Annotated in this window: 14 protein-coding genes, 1 pseudogene and 1 other annotated feature; of the genes and pseudogenes, 9 read left to right on the forward strand and 6 right to left on the reverse strand. The window is 59.6% G+C overall.

What is annotated here, in order from left to right; translation table 11 throughout:
* Positions 1 to 598: 598 nt before the first annotated feature.
* The 4 genes from NKI52_RS31705 to NKI52_RS31720 form a co-directional block, all read right to left on the reverse strand.
* The gene (locus NKI52_RS31705; protein ID WP_502897831.1) at positions 599 to 2,395 is read right to left on the reverse strand and encodes an NAD(P)-binding domain-containing protein; all 1,797 of its coding nucleotides are present in this window, start codon (positions 2,393 to 2,395) and stop codon (positions 599 to 601) included.
* Positions 2,396 to 3,307: 912 nt separating this feature from the next.
* Positions 3,308 to 3,423 (forward strand) — a sequence feature (AL1L pseudoknot).
* Positions 3,424 to 3,470: 47 nt separating this feature from the next.
* Positions 3,471 to 5,054 (reverse strand): IS66 family transposase, encoded by a 1,584-nt coding sequence (gene tnpC / locus NKI52_RS31710; protein WP_352700762.1) that lies wholly within the window; start codon positions 5,052 to 5,054, stop codon positions 3,471 to 3,473.
* 73 nt (positions 5,055 to 5,127) lie between these two features.
* Positions 5,128 to 5,472 (reverse strand): IS66 family insertion sequence element accessory protein TnpB, encoded by a 345-nt coding sequence (gene tnpB, locus NKI52_RS31715; RefSeq protein ID WP_096453731.1) that lies wholly within the window; start codon positions 5,470 to 5,472, stop codon positions 5,128 to 5,130.
* Positions 5,469 to 5,849: a transposase gene (locus tag NKI52_RS31720; RefSeq protein WP_352700763.1), complete on the reverse strand. Its 381-nt coding sequence runs from the start codon at positions 5,847 to 5,849 to the stop codon at positions 5,469 to 5,471. The genes tnpB (NKI52_RS31715) and NKI52_RS31720 overlap by 4 nt, the downstream gene beginning before the upstream one ends.
* 650 nt (positions 5,850 to 6,499) lie before the next feature.
* On the opposite strand from NKI52_RS31720, the gene NKI52_RS31725 reads away from it, so the two are divergent.
* The 9 genes and pseudogenes from NKI52_RS31725 to tnpC (NKI52_RS31765) all read left to right on the forward strand — a co-directional run.
* Positions 6,500 to 7,474: a thiamine pyrophosphate-dependent dehydrogenase E1 component subunit alpha gene (locus NKI52_RS31725; RefSeq protein WP_352700773.1), complete on the forward strand. Its 975-nt coding sequence runs from the start codon at positions 6,500 to 6,502 to the stop codon at positions 7,472 to 7,474.
* Positions 7,475 to 7,479: 5 nt separating this feature from the next.
* Positions 7,480 to 8,478: an alpha-ketoacid dehydrogenase subunit beta gene (locus NKI52_RS31730; protein ID WP_352700764.1), complete on the forward strand. Its 999-nt coding sequence runs from the start codon at positions 7,480 to 7,482 to the stop codon at positions 8,476 to 8,478.
* Positions 8,479 to 8,517: 39 nt separating this feature from the next.
* Entirely contained in the window at positions 8,518 to 8,751 is a 234-nt protein-coding gene (locus tag NKI52_RS31735) for a biotin/lipoyl-containing protein (RefSeq protein ID WP_352700765.1), read from the forward strand.
* Positions 8,751 to 9,446, forward strand: coding sequence for a dihydrolipoamide acetyltransferase family protein (locus NKI52_RS31740; protein WP_352700766.1), 696 nt, complete (start codon positions 8,751 to 8,753; stop codon positions 9,444 to 9,446). Before NKI52_RS31735 ends, NKI52_RS31740 begins: the two co-directional genes overlap by 1 nt.
* A 65-nt stretch (positions 9,447 to 9,511) precedes the next feature.
* Positions 9,512 to 9,682, forward strand: a complete 171-nt coding sequence (locus NKI52_RS31745) for an SDR family oxidoreductase (protein WP_352700767.1) — start codon at positions 9,512 to 9,514, stop codon at positions 9,680 to 9,682.
* Between the two features lie 359 nt (positions 9,683 to 10,041).
* A complete protein-coding gene (gene tnpA / locus NKI52_RS31750) occupies positions 10,042 to 10,437 on the forward strand; it encodes an IS66-like element accessory protein TnpA (protein ID WP_352700768.1) in 396 nt (131 codons plus the stop codon).
* A complete protein-coding gene (gene tnpB / locus NKI52_RS31755) occupies positions 10,434 to 10,682 on the forward strand; it encodes an IS66 family insertion sequence element accessory protein TnpB (protein ID WP_352700769.1) in 249 nt (82 codons plus the stop codon). The genes tnpA and tnpB (NKI52_RS31755) overlap by 4 nt, the downstream gene beginning before the upstream one ends.
* A complete protein-coding gene (tnpB, locus tag NKI52_RS31760; protein WP_352700770.1) occupies positions 10,609 to 10,782 on the forward strand; it encodes an IS66 family insertion sequence element accessory protein TnpB in 174 nt (57 codons plus the stop codon). The genes tnpB (NKI52_RS31755) and tnpB (NKI52_RS31760) overlap by 74 nt, the downstream gene beginning before the upstream one ends.
* A gap of 44 nt (positions 10,783 to 10,826) precedes the next feature.
* Positions 10,827 to 12,242, forward strand: a pseudogene (gene tnpC, locus NKI52_RS31765) (IS66 family transposase); the annotation flags it as partial.
* Between the two features lie 27 nt (positions 12,243 to 12,269).
* Here the strand turns inward: tnpC (NKI52_RS31765) and NKI52_RS31770 are convergent.
* Complete coding sequence (locus NKI52_RS31770) at positions 12,270 to 14,339, reverse strand: recombinase family protein (RefSeq protein ID WP_352700771.1); 2,070 nt, start codon at positions 14,337 to 14,339, stop codon at positions 12,270 to 12,272.
* On the reverse strand, positions 14,326 to 14,511 hold the full coding sequence (locus NKI52_RS31775) for a hypothetical protein (protein ID WP_147377831.1): 186 nt from the start codon (positions 14,509 to 14,511) through the stop codon (positions 14,326 to 14,328). Before NKI52_RS31775 ends, NKI52_RS31770 begins: the two co-directional genes overlap by 14 nt.
* Positions 14,512 to 15,034: the final 523 nt, after the last annotated feature.

Here is a 15,034-nt window from a genome sequence, read left to right on the forward strand (position 1 = left end):
CGAGGTTCGCGGAAAAGCGCCCAACAGCGGCCACATCGCCGCTTCAGGCCGCCAAAACCTCATCGCCGTGCATCAAGGCGGCTAGTGGGAGGTTAGGCTTGGTTCGACGCCGCATTATCTGTTCCGACCGACGAGGGGCCGACTTGGTTGATTGAGGTGAGCAGACGGTGAGGGCATGCCACACTCGGAATTTATCTAGTCTGCGCAGAGTTTTGCCATCACACACGGCGGTGAGATGGCCATGGAGGTGGTCGAGAATGGTGACTCGTCAAAGGCATAGCTGCCGCAATGGATTTCGTTGCCGGTCGTGAAGCGCATAATCGTGATGATCGATTGCACTAGCAAGCCAAAAGGTGCACTGCTCGAAAGCTTACCTGCGATCCTCGCTCTGCTCATATGCCAAGGCCGTCGTTGCATTGGCGAATGCACCAACCCCGACACAATCAGGGCGCCGGGAACTGGCCGACGCCGGCCTGCAGCCGGCGCCAATGGGGACGCATGAAGAAGGTCAAAGTTGTGCCTACGGCGCGCCGGGTCTCGGGCACGCCCGCTGCGATGAGGACCGCGCCGTGGCCAAGCGGTTGCGTATTTCACCCTGTCATTGACTGGTGATCGGCCCTCGATCGATCGGCGCCGGCTGATGAACCGATATCGGGAGATTCTCAAGCCGTCCCTTTATCTGAAGAGCGAGGTACAAGGAGTAGATGCGTGACTGCGACAGGCTGCCGCCGTGGAACCAAAGGCCCTCCTGAGCAGTCGGTTTCCACATGTTCCGCAACTCCCCTTCCCAGGGACCCGGGTCCATCGCAGTGTTGGAGCCAAGGCCCCAGCAATGTCCCACGCGCCGCTCACAATCCTTGGAGATTAGCGTACCAACCCAGCTCTCCATCGGTTCAAAGCCTGTAGCGTAAATAACGGCATCGGCATCAAGTTCCGAGCCATCGCTAAGGAGCACGGACCTCTGCCTGATCTCCTTAATGGTTGTTGCGCTTCTCACCTTGATCTGTCCATTGATGATCAAGTCTGAGCCACCGACGTCGAGATAATATCCGCTAGCACGCCGAAAATATTTCCCAACAACGCCCGTATTGTCCTCGCCAAAATCAAGTAGAAATCCCGCAGAGCGCAACTGCGCATAGAAGGTGGCGTTTTCTCGCTGATCCTTCTCGCACTCTTCTCTATCAATGCTTTCTCTCGCCCTGAATGGCATTGAGGCCGACAGCAGGTCGCGCCGCGGAGTGGGAAGGTCAGGACTCGGCGGGTTTTGCGGAATCTTGAGTACGCTGGTCGACGAACGCTGGATCATGGTCACGTCGGCATCCACCGTCCAGAGATCAACACATATGTCGTGCGCGGAGTTGTTCGACCCCAGCACGATCACGTTTTTCCCGGCCAGCGCAGTACTGTCACGATGTTCGCTGGAATGATATTGTACGCCCGCGAAAGACTCAGCCCCCGGCAGCGCCGGAGTTTTGGGCTTCCCCGAGAGGCCGGTGGCAAGGACCAGTTGCTTCGGTCTCAAAACCACCGTCTTGCCTTCGCGCTCAACGTTGACAATCCATTCCTTTGCTTGGTCATCGAAGTGCGCACTACGTATAGTAGTCGAGCACCAAATGTTAAGCTCCATCACTTTCGCATACATTTCGAGCCAGTCGCCGATTTTGTCTTTCGACATGTAAATCGGCCAATGGACCGGAAACGGAATGTAGGGCAGATCGTTTGACCAAACCGCATCGTGCAGATTGAGAGACTTATAGCGCTGCCGCCAGGCATCGCCCGGTCTCGGCAGCCGATCAACGATCAGAGTGGGGACACCGAGCATTTTCAGCCTGGCCCCGAGTGCCAATCCTCCCTGGCCTCCTCCTACAACGAGGCAATAGGGCTGGATTTCGGTGCCTATTGTCCGTTCTTCCCGCTCGCGCTCCTCAAGCCAGGTTAGCCTTTCTTTGCTTGCCGTGTGCTCGGCACCTGCCTGACGACGCCGCCCTGACAGCTCCTCAAAACCCTTCAGTTCTGTCATCGACGTGAACAGTGTCCAGCATTTCCCTTCACGAAGCCGGACGTAGCCTTTGCCCCGAGCCGTCGCTGTCTCAAAATCGAACCAGCTCTCAACCCCTTCACCGTCAACCTTCGCCTCACCCTCAGGCTCGATGGAGATGCTCCCGACTTGAGTAAGCTGTTCGTGCAGCATCTTCGAAATGGCGGAGCGGCCGTCCATGGTCGCGATGTTCCAGGTGAAGGCGACCAGATCCCGCCAGTAGCACTCCTTCGCCGAAAACATCGACACTGCCGCTTCGACCTGCCCTGCATTGAGAGCCGCTTCGAAGGCTGCAATCCATTCCTCGATCTGATTGGCGCCCGTGCTAACAGGGGGCTCCCCGGAAGGCCGCTTGATTTCTGAGGTGAGGTCAGTCAATTCCTAAACTCCTATTCGGTTATGAAAGGCGGCACCGCAGGCGCGCTGGTGTTAGCTCCGTGCGCAGTCTCGCGGGACCGACCTAGTTGATGTCGATCAATCTAGGGCCTCAAATCAGCGGGAGGGCGTCAAGTTTATCGTCCATTGCGCAAAAAAGCCGCATAGGCTTTTAAGAATGCGCATAAATTCGGTGCTCGGTTCCCTACTCGGGTGTTTCCTCCTTGAGCATTGCAAACGGTTAGGCCGAAACTTTGATTGCGCGGCCGGGAAACCGATGGGTGTCGGGTGCACCGGCAGTCACGTGATCAAAAGTATGTCGAAGCGGATTATAATTTGAGATCGCTGTGCCTCGTCTGGATCAAGATCTAAGACAGCTGACCTGGTTAGATGAGGGGGTGGTGCATATCGTCGCAAGTTCCGAGCCGTCGCACATGGAAACATGCATCCCCTTTGTAACCTCGTCAAAATGCGGCTCTAATAGCTCGGACCGTAATTTGGCCCCTGCTGGATTGAATTGACGCTTGTCGGGCGCACCCCAGGACGTCAACCAGGATGGCCGCTTATATAAACCGCGATGTGCAGCCGAAGCATGATGCCGTAGCCGCTGTAACCCATCACTGCAAATGCGCGGATGCCGGGATAGCTCGCCCGGGCGGATTCCGACTTCATGCCAGAGCGGGAAACATCCACTCGAGTTTTTGGTAATACGGGCTGACTTCTCTGTTCTCTGCCCAGCTGGTTCTGGACAGGAAGGCGCGCACGCATCACGGTGCGCGGCGGTCTCGTCGGTGCGCATTGGAACTCTAGAGCCGCGAGCTTCGGCGGGCCTTGCCTTCAGCCTCGCCGCCGCGTCCGTTGGCGCACCAGCCCGCATTGGCAGCTCAAGGCGAGAGCATATTTTACCAAGGCCGAACTCGATCATAGATTCAAGCCATGATCGCCTTCACTGGCGTTCGCCGCGAGCGTATGGGGTCGAGCCGATCTGCAAGGTATTGCCCATCGCCCCCCTCGACCTACGCTAGCGCTAAGACTGTAAGCGCGTAGCTGATGCCGTTTAGCGCTGGTAGTTCCAAGGCATGAGCGCCTCGATGTTGCTGTTTGGCCAACCATTGGCGATGCGCTCGAGGGTTTGGGTGAGCCAGGCATGCGGATCGACATTGTTCATTTTGGCGGTGGCCAGAAGCGTGGCTATTGTTGCCCATGTCCGTCCACCACCGTCACTGCCGGCGAACAACGAGTTCTTTCTCGTAATTGTTTGAGGCCTGATCGCACGTTCGACCGTGTTGGAGTCCAGCTCGATGCGGCCGTCGGCAAGGAAGCGCTCGAGCACGGCACGCCGGCCGAGCGCGTAGCGGATCGCCTCGGCAAGCTTCGACTTGCCCGATAGCCTGGGCAGTTCCTTTTCCCACCGGGCAAAGAGCGCGGCGACAACCGATGCCGATTTGTCCTGGCGGGCTTCCATCCGGGCTGCGGCATCCTTGCCGCGGACGGTTTCCTCAGTCGCCCACAGCGGAGCCATCTGCGCCACCGTCTGCGTGGCGATGACGGACGAGCCTGCGACATGCAGTTCGTAGAACTTCCTCCGCACGTGGCTCCAACATCCCGCCAGCGTCATGACGTCGTTGGCCCGATCGGGCTTGGCCAGCCGGTTATAGGCTGCATAGCCATCAACCTGCAGGATACCGCAATAGCCTTCCAGATGGCGGGCGACACATTCGCCGGCGCGACTGTCCTCGAAGCGGTAGGCGACGATGGGCGGTCCGCTGCCTCCGAACGGCCGGTCGTCGCGGACATAAGTCCACAAATAGGCCGTCTTGGCCTTGCCCGATCCCGGCGCCAGCGTTGGCAGCGTGGTCTCATCGGCAAAGACCCGCTCACCCTGCTTGATGCGGGTCAGTGCGTAATCGGCGAGCGGCTCGAGCTCGAAGCCGACCTTGCCCATCCATTGCGCCATCTGTGACCGGTCGATCTCGACCTGATCGCGGGCATAGATCGCTTCCTGGCGGTAGAGCGGCAGGCCATCGGCGTATTTCGACACCGCGATCTGCGCCAGCAGCGCTTCGGTCGGAATGCCGCTTTCGATGATGCGGGCGGGAGCGGCTGCCTGGATGACGCCGTCCCAGCCCCTGTAGGCATATTTGGGCCGACGCGTGACGATCACCCGGAACTTCGCCGGAGTGACATCAAGCCGTTCGGAGACGTCCTCGCCGATCAGGATCTTTTCCAGCGCTTCGCAGCCAGCAGGCGTTTCGGGCTCAATAACCACCTCGACCCGTTCGAGATGGGCCGCAAAGCCTTTGCGAGGGCGCGGGGCGCGCTTCGCTTTCGACCCGCCCGCAGACTTTTCCATCTGCGCTTCGATGGCCGCCACGCCAGTTTCGATTTCGTCGAAGACGAGAGCGTACTGCTCTTCGCTCAGCGCACCGGTCCGCAACCTTTCGGAGCGGCTGCCGAAGCGCGACCGCTCCAGCATCTTCACGATCGCCGTCAGTCGTGCGATCCGCTCATCGGCGCTCTTGTTGACCAGCTCGAGATGGAGGTTGCGCTCTTCCAGAAGGGCGGCCTTTTCGGCCATGGCAACAACCATCGCCTTGAGCGCGTCAACATCGTCCGGGAGCGCGAGATCGGGTGCCGACATGGCCAAAATCAGAGCATATTCGCGGGCAATTTTCCCGCTTTTTCAGCCCCCTGATTCATCATGCCGCAGGGTTTTACCCAACCGATTGCGGCCGCCTGACGGTCTCCGTCCGAACCCGTTTCCAGTCCATTCCGTCGACCAGAGCCATGAGCTGAGCATGATTGAGCTGGACCCGGTGGTGGCCGATCCGCGGCCAGCAGAACTTCGCGTCGTCCAACCGTTTGGCATAAAGACACACGCCGCTGCCGTCCCACCAGACGATCTTGATCCTGTCCGCTCTTTTGGCGCGGAAGACATAAAGCGCACCGTTGAACGGATCCGAGCCGGCATCACGCACCAGGGCCAGAAGGCCGTCGGGACCTTTTCTAAAATCAACGGGATGACTGGCGACCAACACCTTCACGCCGGCCGGGATCATGCCTGGCGGACCGCGCGGATAATCCTGGCCAAATGATCCTGGCCGACGTCGGCGCCGGCCCGAATGACCACATCGCCCAAACAGATCTCCACTGTCGAAGACGCCGCTTGGGTGACCTCGACAAAGCCAAGCCGATCCGCATCTCGCTGCGGCGTGACCGCACCGTTCTTGATCGCCTTGCGCCGCCAGCCGAACAGCTGGGCGGGCGCCATCCCCGCTTGTCTGGCAATGGCCGATACATTCGCGCCCGGCTTCAGTGTCGCCTCGATCAGCCGCGACTTCGCTTCCGCCGACCAGCGCCGCCGCGGACGCTGCGGGCTTGCCTCCAGCCGGTTCGGGACCGCCTCAAGAACATGGAAACTCCTATCATCAGGCATAGGCGCAGACATAGAAATTGACACTGCAAGCTCCTCGGCTCCTTGCTTCAGTGCCACTATCTCTCGCTCATCACCTCAAGCCGCGCCAGATGGGGTCAGCTTGGCGCTTACCTAAGACTGCCATACCAGCCGGTATCATTGCAGAGTGCGCGACCTCAGCGAGACGAGACCATCCACCCCACATCCAGACGATCACCGCCTCGCCTATCAGAGATGTCCGCTGTGGAGCAGTCGCTTGCGGCCGTAAAGACCGCACCCTCGGGTTTCCGATGGGCCTCGCGCCGCGGCGGAACAACTGTGAAGTTACCAATGCCCCCTTTCGGCTACGCACCCAACCCTTACAGCGGCTTTGTCGAGGCTTCCTGCGCTGTTTTTCTGCAAGTGTGGTAAGCCATTTGATGGAAACCGCCGAACTAACGGTGTTAACGTCCATCATATCCTTCGCAGTCACGCAGCGCGGCACTTAGGCAAAACCCGCGCGGCAAAACAGCCGACCGGTTGGCCCTCTAGGTATCTACCGACGTATATAGCTTCCAAGGCCAATCGTACTGCAGCTATGAACTTGGTGAGCTGCGTATATCGCATCAGTATTGGAGCAACGTTGGACAATGCAATTAACGATTGACCAAAGATACGAAGCTTACGGGCGGATGCTTCGTATTCGTCGATTCGAGGAAGAGGCGGCTCGGCAGCGTAACTTAGGCAGAGTCCCTGCCGCCTTGCATCTGAGTGTGGGTCAGGAAGCCGCTATCGTAGGGGCGTGTCTCGCCTTACGACGCGACGACGCTATGACCGGGACGCATCGTTCGCATGGCCATCCGATCGGGAAGGGTGCCCATCTGGACGCGCTCATGGCCGAGCTGTTCGGAAAAGAGGGCGGAATCTGTAAGGGGCGCGGCGGTTCGATGCACCTTGCGGACTATTCGGTCGGTATCGTCAGCGAATCGGCTATCGTCGGAGGGGGAATCCCGCTTGCCACAGGCTGCGCGTTCAGCGCCAAAGTGCGCGGCCTCGATCAAGTCACCCTTTGCTTCTTTGGCGATGGAGCGGTGAATCAGGGCACGTTCCATGAAAGTCTCAATATGGCGGCGCTGTGGAAGCTTCCAGTTGTTTATTTCTGCGAGAACAACCTCTATGCATTTACTACTTCGATAGCGCAGAGCCACGCCCAGTTGGACATCGCGCTACGGGCGTCGGGCTACGGGATGCCAGGCGTAACAGTAGACGGGCAAAACCTGAACGCGGTCTATGAAGCTGCGGCACACGCCGTCATTCGAGCGCGCGCGGGCGAGGGCCCCACTCTGATAGTAGCGGACACTTACAGGTTCGACGATCACAGTTTCCGCTCCGCGAGCGGCAAGCTGGGGTATCGATCGGTCGAGGAGGTCGAGAGATACAAACGCGACCGTGATCCGATCTCGCTTTATCGCAAGGTACTCTTAGAAGAAGGTCTCGAAGAAGAGCGTTTGAAGACGATAGAGGATGGGGTCGCCGAAGCGGTTAGTCAGGCTGTAGATTTTGCTTCGGCTAGCCCTATGCCTCGCCCCGAGAATTTGTACGACTACATGTTCAAATCGCCCCTGGCGGGCCAAACCAGCTTTGTTGCCGGGGTGGAGAGGGATTGATTAACATGCTGAAAACTGCAGAACTTGCTGCCGCGTCCGGCACCCATGTTCAGATGAACTATCTCGATGCGCTGATGCAGGCGCAGTTGGAGGAAATGGCTCGTGATGAGCGCGTAGTCCTAATGGGGGAAGACATAGCGGCCTACGGAGGCGGCAAACTCATTGAGCAATTCGGCGCAAACCGGATCTGGAACATGCCGATCTCAGAAGCCAGTTTTACTGGGATGGGGATAGGGGCTGCCATCAATGGATTGCGACCGATCGTCGACCTAACAATATCCAGCTTAATATATCTCGCTATGGATCAGATCATCAACCAGGCCTCGAAATTGCGGTATATGACCGGAGGTCAGGTCACCATCCCACTCGTGATTCGTTCCTGCATGTACTCAAAGGGGGGCTGGGCAGCGCAGCATGCTGACCGGCCTTATCCGCTCTTCATGAATGTTCCTGGCCTCAAGATCATCAGCCCAACGAGCGCTGCCGATATCAAGGGGCTTATGAAATCGGCGATTCGCGACGACGATCCTGTACTTGTGTTCGAAGACACCGGGCTATGGTCCGATAAGGGCGATGTGCCTACAGATCCGGATCGTCTAGTCCCTATTGGCAAAGCTGACGTGAAGCGTGAAGGACGAGATGTGACTGTTATTGCTATTGCCGGCGCTATGCGGCCGACCATGCAAGCCGTCGACGCTCTCGCAGGGGAAGGGATTTCTGTCGAAGTGATTGACCCACGTACGTTGAAGCCGCTCGACCATGCGGCCTTTAAAACCTCGGTCGCGAAAACCGGAAGACTTGTGATCGTCGAAAACGCGCATCGTATCTGCAATGTCGGCAGTGAAATCGCTGCAGTTATGGCAGAGGAGGCCTTTGACCTTTTGAAGCGACCGATCCAGCGTCTAAGCGCCGGCGACGTCCACGTGCCCTTCAGCCCGGCCCTTGAGAAGCATATCTATCCAACGAAGGAGGACGTCATCGCCGCTGTGCGGCGAATCCTTTAACTCAAACAAAGGCTTATGAGTAAAATGGAAGTTACGAACGTGATCGACATCGTTCTGCTCTACAACGGAGCGGGTATTGAGGAAGCTACAATAACGCGCTGGTTGAAAACTGTTGGAAATCAGGTCACCGAGGGCGAGGTTATCGTCGAGGTAGAGACGGTCAAAGCCACTATAGAGATCGAAGCACCTGCGAATGGAACATTAGCAGCAATCATCGCACCGGACGGCGCAACTGTCGAGGTCAACTCGGTCATTGGGACAATAGCAAGCTGATGTCCGACGCGTTCACCGAGATGCCCTTAACGCCATTGCGGAAAGCCATTGCCGCCCGAATGACGCAGGCAATGCAGACGATCCCTCACTTCCGCCTCGTAGCCAACATTGAGGTTGACGCCCTTCTGCGTTGGCGGGCAGCGATCAATGAAATTAAGCCGACAGGCAAAATATCGGTCAATGATTGTCTGATAAAGGCGGTTGCTCTGTCGTTGATCGACAATCCCGCGGTCAATTGCCAGATCACCGGCAATGCGATCCACCGGTTTCATAGCGCAGACATTTCTGTGGTAGTCGCCTTGGAAGGCGGTCTATCGACTCCGGTGATCCGTAACGCCGAAGCCAAAACGGTGAGGGAAATATCCGAGGAAGTAAGGGATTTCGCCGAGCGGGCCAGTCGCAACGCGTTGAAGATGAGCGAGATATCTGGAGGTTCGTTTAGTCTATCCAATCTTGGGGCTTATGGGGTCGAGCAGTTTGATGCCATCATCAACGCACCGCAATGCGCCATTCTTGCAGTTGGGAAGGCTGAGCCACGGTTACTGCCGGTCAATGTCAACGGGACAAGGATAGCAAAGATGATAACCTTAACGCTCTCTGTTGATCATCGCGCAATTGATGGAGCCGAGGCGAGTAAGTTCCTGCTCGGCTTGCGGGATGTCGTCTCAGACCCTGGCAGATTGGAATGCCACTAAGGTGCTCATTCCGCCATTGCGAGCATCTGGCCGCGATATGCATAGCGTCAAATCCGATACGATGCTTGCCCACCAATCTCAAGGCTGGGGGCACGCTGCGCCCCGAAGAGATTGCCCACGCCTGTGCATACCTTCTGTCCGCAGACGCGAGCGGCGTGACCGGCTCCGATCTCATCGTGGACGGCGGTATGATGGCGGCCAGTTTTCCAGCAAATTACTTTAAAGGTACTGCTTGATTAACCAACTTGCTTCTGCCCGGCGACTCCGCTCGGGCAGCTGCGGCCGAGAGTTGCTGCCTAGATAGAGTCCCAGCTAGGCTCAGCCTTTGGCACTCTGACCAAGCCATCGAAAACATCTGGACGAATAAGGTGCTGGCCGGGACGCTCTACAAGCTGCCTAATTGTTAGGAAGCTTGTTGTTGGCGAGCAACTAACGAAACGACGCCCCTATTAGTGCCGATGGACCGCTCACGCGCCCCCGCCGGGGCTATCGCATGCTGAGTGGGCTCACGAAAGCAGTATCCCCACGGTGACGGCCGCCTTGCTGAGGTAGGGTGAAGGCTGCAAGTCCTGGTGCAAGCACTAGGAGTAGCCCTGTGACGAAGCATCAGATTGAAGTGATCACGTCGGTCGAGCGGCGCCGGCGCTGGTCTCGGGAGGAGAAGGAGCGGCTGGTCGCGGCGACGTTTGAGGCTGGGGTCAGTGTTTCCGAGATCGCTCGATCGGCCGGGATTCATGGGAGCCAGCTTTTCCGGTGGCGCAAGAAGCTCTGTCAGATCTCTGCGCCGTCAGTGCCACAGCTCGTTGCAGTGGAGGTCGTCGAGGCGCGGCCGGCGCCGCAGCCGCCTGCGCAGCAACCACCGATATCGCGACAGCGCAAGAAGAGCAGCACGGTGACGATCGAGCTTGGCGGAGCCCGTCGGCTGCGGATTGAGAGTGATATCGATACCGAAGCGCTCGGCCGGATCCTGGATGTGCTGGAGCGGCGATGATCCCGGTCCCGAGCGGCGTGAAGGTGTGGCTCGCCACTGGTTATACGGACATGCGCAAGGGCTTCCCCGGCCTCGCATTGATGGTGCAGGAGACGTTGAAGCGCGATCCGCACAGCGGCCACTTGTTCTGCTTCCGCGGGCGTCGAGGAGGGCTGATCAAGGTGATCTGGCATGACGGCCAGGGTGCCTGCCTGGTTTACGAAGAAGCTGGAGCGCGGGCGTTTTATTTGGCCCTCTGCGGCTGACGGCACGGTGGTGATCACGCCCGCTCAGCTCGGCTATCTGCTCGAAGGCATCGACTGGCGGATGCCGCAAAAAACCTGGCGTCCGAGCTCGGCGGGATGAGCAAAATCGTTGGCATGGAGGAGCGAATATGATTCCATCGCGCCATGACCGATGCGGCCGATCAGCTTCCTGATGATCTTGCCAGTGCGCACGCGATGATCCTCGCGGAGCGTGCCGCCCGCCGCGAGGCGCAAGCTCTCGCTGCCCGTGCGCAAGCCGTGAACTCGCACTCGGATGCGTTGATCGCGCGACTGCGACTGGAGATCGAGAAGCTGAAGCGCGACATCCATGGCAGTCGCTCGGAGCGCAAAGCGCGGCTCCTCGACCAGATGGAGTTGCAGCTCGAAGAGCTGGAAGCCGACGCCAGCGAAGACGAACTGGCGGCGGAGATGGCGGCGCGGTCGTCGACTGTCCGGGCCTTTGAGCGCAAGCGTCCAACGCGCAAGCCTTTCCCCGAACATCTGCCGCGTGAGCGCGTCGTCATCGCCGCGCCCAGGAACTGCCTGTGCTGCGGTTCAGCCAAGCTGGCGAAGCTTGGCGAGGATGTCACCGAGACATTGGAGGTGATCCCGCGCCAGTGGAAGGTGATCCAGACGGTACGCGAGAAGTTCACCTGCCGCGAGTGCGAGAAGATCACCCAGCCGCCGGCGCCCTTCCACGTGACCCCGCGCGGCTTTGCCGGACCAAACCTTTTGGCGATGATCCTGTTCGAGAAGTTCGCCCAGCACCAGCCGCTGAACCGACAAAGCGAGCGCTATGCCCGCGAGGGCATCGACCTCAGCCTCTCCACACTGGCCGATCAGGTCGGAGCCTGTGCCGCGGCGCTGAAGCCGGTGCATGCGCTGATCGAGGCGCATGTGCTTGCCGCCGAGCGGCTTCATGGAGACGACACCACAGTGCCGATCCTGGCCCGCGGCAAGACCGATACGGGCCGCATTTGGACCTATGTCAGGGATGACCGGCCGTTCGGCGGGCAATCGCCGCCGGCGGCACTTTACTATGCCTCGCGCGATCGGCGGCAGGAACATCCCGAGCGACATCTGAAGACCTTTAGCGGCATTCTGCAGGCAGACGCCTATGGCGGCTATAACCCGCTGTTCAAAGTGGGCCGCGATCCCGGTCCGCTCACCCAGGCGCTGTGCTGGGCGCATGCGCGTCGCAAGTTCTTCGTGCTCGCCGACATCGCTACCAATGCCAAGCGCGGCAAGGATACCGCACCAATCTCCCCGATCGCGTTCGAGGCGGTCAAACGAATGGACCTGCTGTTTGATATCGAGCGCGACATCAACGGTCTTGCCGCCGACGAACGACTGCAACGACGCCAGCAGGAAAGCCGGCCAATCGCAGAGGCGCTTGAGGAATGGATGCGGAGCGAGCGGGCAAAACTGTCCCGAAGCTCTCCGGTTGCTGAGCCAATCGACTATGTGCTGAAGCGCTGGGACGGCTTCACGTCCTTCCTCAGCGACGGCCGGATTTGTCTGACCAACAACGCCGCCGAACGTGCGCTGCGTGGCTTTGCGAAGATTGATTCATTATGCACCCCCTCTTCAAATGGCGGGAAAGAGCGATTTCTGATTATCCTCGTTGATGATACGCGGAGATTTGCGCGCCAAATCGGCCTTGATCCGTTCATCTTCAAGGTCGCTAGCGCGGATCTGGTAGGGCGCACCGCGCATGACCTGTTCGGCTGGCAATATGCCGTCCCTGACGAAACGGCGGATTTTGACGTGCGACACGCCGAGCTTCGCGGCCGCGTCCGACATGGTAAGCCATTCGCCGTTCTTGTCGGAAGAGCGATAGTCGCTGATCTTGTGCACCGTGCGCAGCGATTGGACGCGACGCGCGGTCCAGGTCTTTCCCTGACCGGTTTGCATGCCCATGCGATTGAGTGTGGCAGCGATCTCGGCATCCGACCACCGGGTTGCCATGGATCGCATGATCGCCAGAGCCTCCTCAGGCGTACGCTGGCCATGCTCTCCGGATTTGGGTTTGCGAACCCGTACCTGCGAGTGCTGGCCTCCATGCCAGTGGATGGTCAAGATCACGTCGCGCGCATCGTCATCGACATCCGCCACGATGTCCTTGATGAGCGAGCGCAGCAGTTGCTGACGACAGCGCATGTCGACACCCGGCGCGTTCCAGGTGGCCTCGAGATTCTGGGCGAGGCCCGTGAAGTCCGGAACCGCGTCGACAGGCTCCACACGCTGGACTTCGCTCAGCCGGGCCTCGCAGGTCTCCACGCGCCTGAGCGTGGCTTCCCAACTCCTCTCGAGCTGGGCCGCAATAAGCCGGTTCTCCGGGTCGCAAGCGGCATAGCGGCGCTCGGCGAGCGATGCCTCATAGCGCGCCTGCTGCAGGTCCATCTCGATCATCTGCCGCCGCTTGGCTTCGCTCTCCAGCTGCATCCGTTCAGCCTCCAACGCCGCTTCGATCGCCATCGGCGCAACCGCCTCCAGCGCTTCGCGGGTCACCGCCGCGTCGGTGCGAAAGCCGTTGAACGACATGCATCGCGCCTGGGCCATCATGAGGTTGCCGCGCTCGCAGCGATATACCGGATAACCTTGGCCGCGTCCGGCATACATGACAACCAGTCTTCGCCCGCATCGACCACAGGAGATGAGACCGGGGAGCAGTGCGCGACCGCCGCGGCCCGACTTGACGCCGCCGGCTTTGCCATAAGCGTTGGCCGCGAGCAGTTCCTGGTTCCGTTCGTACTCGCTCCATCCGATGTAGCCTTCGTGATGGTCGTTGAGCACCACCGCCCACTCGCTGGCCGGCTTGTAATGGCCATAGCTCTTGCGAACGCGGCCATCGACGATCTCAGTGCGCTTCTCGCTCTTACCATAGACATAGGCGCCAGCGTAGAATGGGTTCTTCAGGATCGAGATCACGTTGCGGTAGCGGACCGGAACCCAATCGAAGGACACCATCTTCTTGCCGTCGGAGGGTCTGGGGAAATGCACGCCATCGTCGATCATCGAGATCAGGACCTGGCGCGCACTGCCGAGTTCGCGGAAGCGCGCGAATATCAGGCGAATCGTCTCCTGCAGCCGCATGTCGGGATCGAACCCGAGACCGTAATCGCGGTGCCAGACATAGCCGAAGGGCACGGAGATGCGCAGTTCCCCGCGCTGTGCCTTGGCGCGGGCGGCCTCGTACATGCGGGCACGCAGCACGCCGAGCTCGAACTCGCTGATGCTGCCCTTCATACCGAGCAGCAGGCGGTCGTTCGGCAATCCCGGATCGTACACTCCGTCCAGATCGATCACCCGTGCATCGACTTCGCCGCACAACTCGAGCAGCCGATGCCAGTCCGGTCCGTTGCGAGACAGGCGGGACGCCTCCAGGCAAAGCACAGCGCCCACATGACCGGTGCACAGATCGTCGACCAGGCGCTCGAAACCAGGACGTTCCACAGCTCCACTTGCGGTGCGTCCCAAGTCCTCGTCGATCACCTCAACCTTGCGGAATCCCCAGCGCCGCGCGACGTCGACCAACTCATATTGCCGACGCTGGCTCTCGAGATTGAGCTGTACTTGCGCCTGCGTGGACTGACGTACATAGACGACGGCCTTGCGCTTGAGGACGGCAGTCGGAATCAGATTACTGCTCGTCATCGCGGCTCTCCTCCGTCACGATGCCGGCGGCGGCCATCAGCACATTGGCGAGCCGGGCGATCACGATCGTTCGTTGCGCTGCGCTCAGCCCGACCAGCTTGTGCGAGTCGAGCGGCATGCTGAGCTGGCGAACGATCACAAGAGATCGTGTCGGTGGCGGCAAGGTCCTCATTTTGCGTCTCCCCGATGATGAAACCATCCGGAGAGCCTCGCCGGAAACGGCGCTGGATCAAGAGCTTGTTCAGTTCAAGCAGTGCAGCAAGCGATACGCGCGGGGAGCCCAGATCCATTGCTGCGCACGCCACGGGATCTATCATCCAGGCCGGAGCGGTAATGACATGCCCCGGCACGATGACGAGATGAATGATCCGACCGTTGGCGCGTTCTTCGCTGTTCTCGCAGCGAAGCCGGCGTCCGAAATACGGATGCCAGCGATAATGGACTTCGACCTCCTGTCCAACATGGGCAGAATGACCCCGAGATTGCCCTCGGCAGGAAAGCTTGGCTGTTCGCAGGCTCCGAGCGCGGTGCCGATCGGGCCGCCTTCATGGCGACGCTGATCAACACCTGCTTATGCCGCGCGCGGCATAAGCAGGTTTGGACTAACTCGCTCCGCGAATGCGGAGCGGCAAGGAGGGTGAGTGCCGACAGCGTGATCTGATCGCGTCGTCTGTCGCGCTGGTCATGTGTCCACA

Source organism: Mesorhizobium sp. M0590 (assembly GCF_040320905.1).
GTDB lineage: Bacteria > Pseudomonadota > Alphaproteobacteria > Rhizobiales > Rhizobiaceae > Mesorhizobium.

What these genes read in the sequence shown, in the direction of transcription:
- tnpC (WP_352700762.1), bottom strand. Translation starts at nt 5,054, where the DNA reads ATGTCGGCACCCGATCTCGCGCTCCCGGACGATGTTGACGCGCTCAAG.
- tnpB (WP_096453731.1), bottom strand. Translation starts at nt 5,472, where the DNA reads ATGATCCCGGCCGGCGTGAAGGTGTTGGTCGCCAGTCATCCCGTTGAT.
- NKI52_RS31720 (WP_352700763.1), bottom strand. Translation starts at nt 5,849, where the DNA reads ATGCCTGATGATAGGAGTTTCCATGTTCTTGAGGCGGTCCCGAACCGG.
- NKI52_RS31725 (WP_352700773.1), top strand. Translation starts at nt 6,500, where the DNA reads ATGCTTCGTATTCGTCGATTCGAGGAAGAGGCGGCTCGGCAGCGTAAC.
- NKI52_RS31730 (WP_352700764.1), top strand. Translation starts at nt 7,480, where the DNA reads ATGCTGAAAACTGCAGAACTTGCTGCCGCGTCCGGCACCCATGTTCAG.
- NKI52_RS31740 (WP_352700766.1), top strand. Translation starts at nt 8,751, where the DNA reads ATGTCCGACGCGTTCACCGAGATGCCCTTAACGCCATTGCGGAAAGCC.
- tnpB (WP_352700769.1), top strand. Translation starts at nt 10,434, where the DNA reads ATGATCCCGGTCCCGAGCGGCGTGAAGGTGTGGCTCGCCACTGGTTAT.
- tnpB (WP_352700770.1), top strand. Translation starts at nt 10,609, where the DNA reads ATGACGGCCAGGGTGCCTGCCTGGTTTACGAAGAAGCTGGAGCGCGGG.
- NKI52_RS31770 (WP_352700771.1), bottom strand. Translation starts at nt 14,339, where the DNA reads ATGACGAGCAGTAATCTGATTCCGACTGCCGTCCTCAAGCGCAAGGCC.
- NKI52_RS31775 (WP_147377831.1), bottom strand. Translation starts at nt 14,511, where the DNA reads ATGAGGACCTTGCCGCCACCGACACGATCTCTTGTGATCGTTCGCCAG.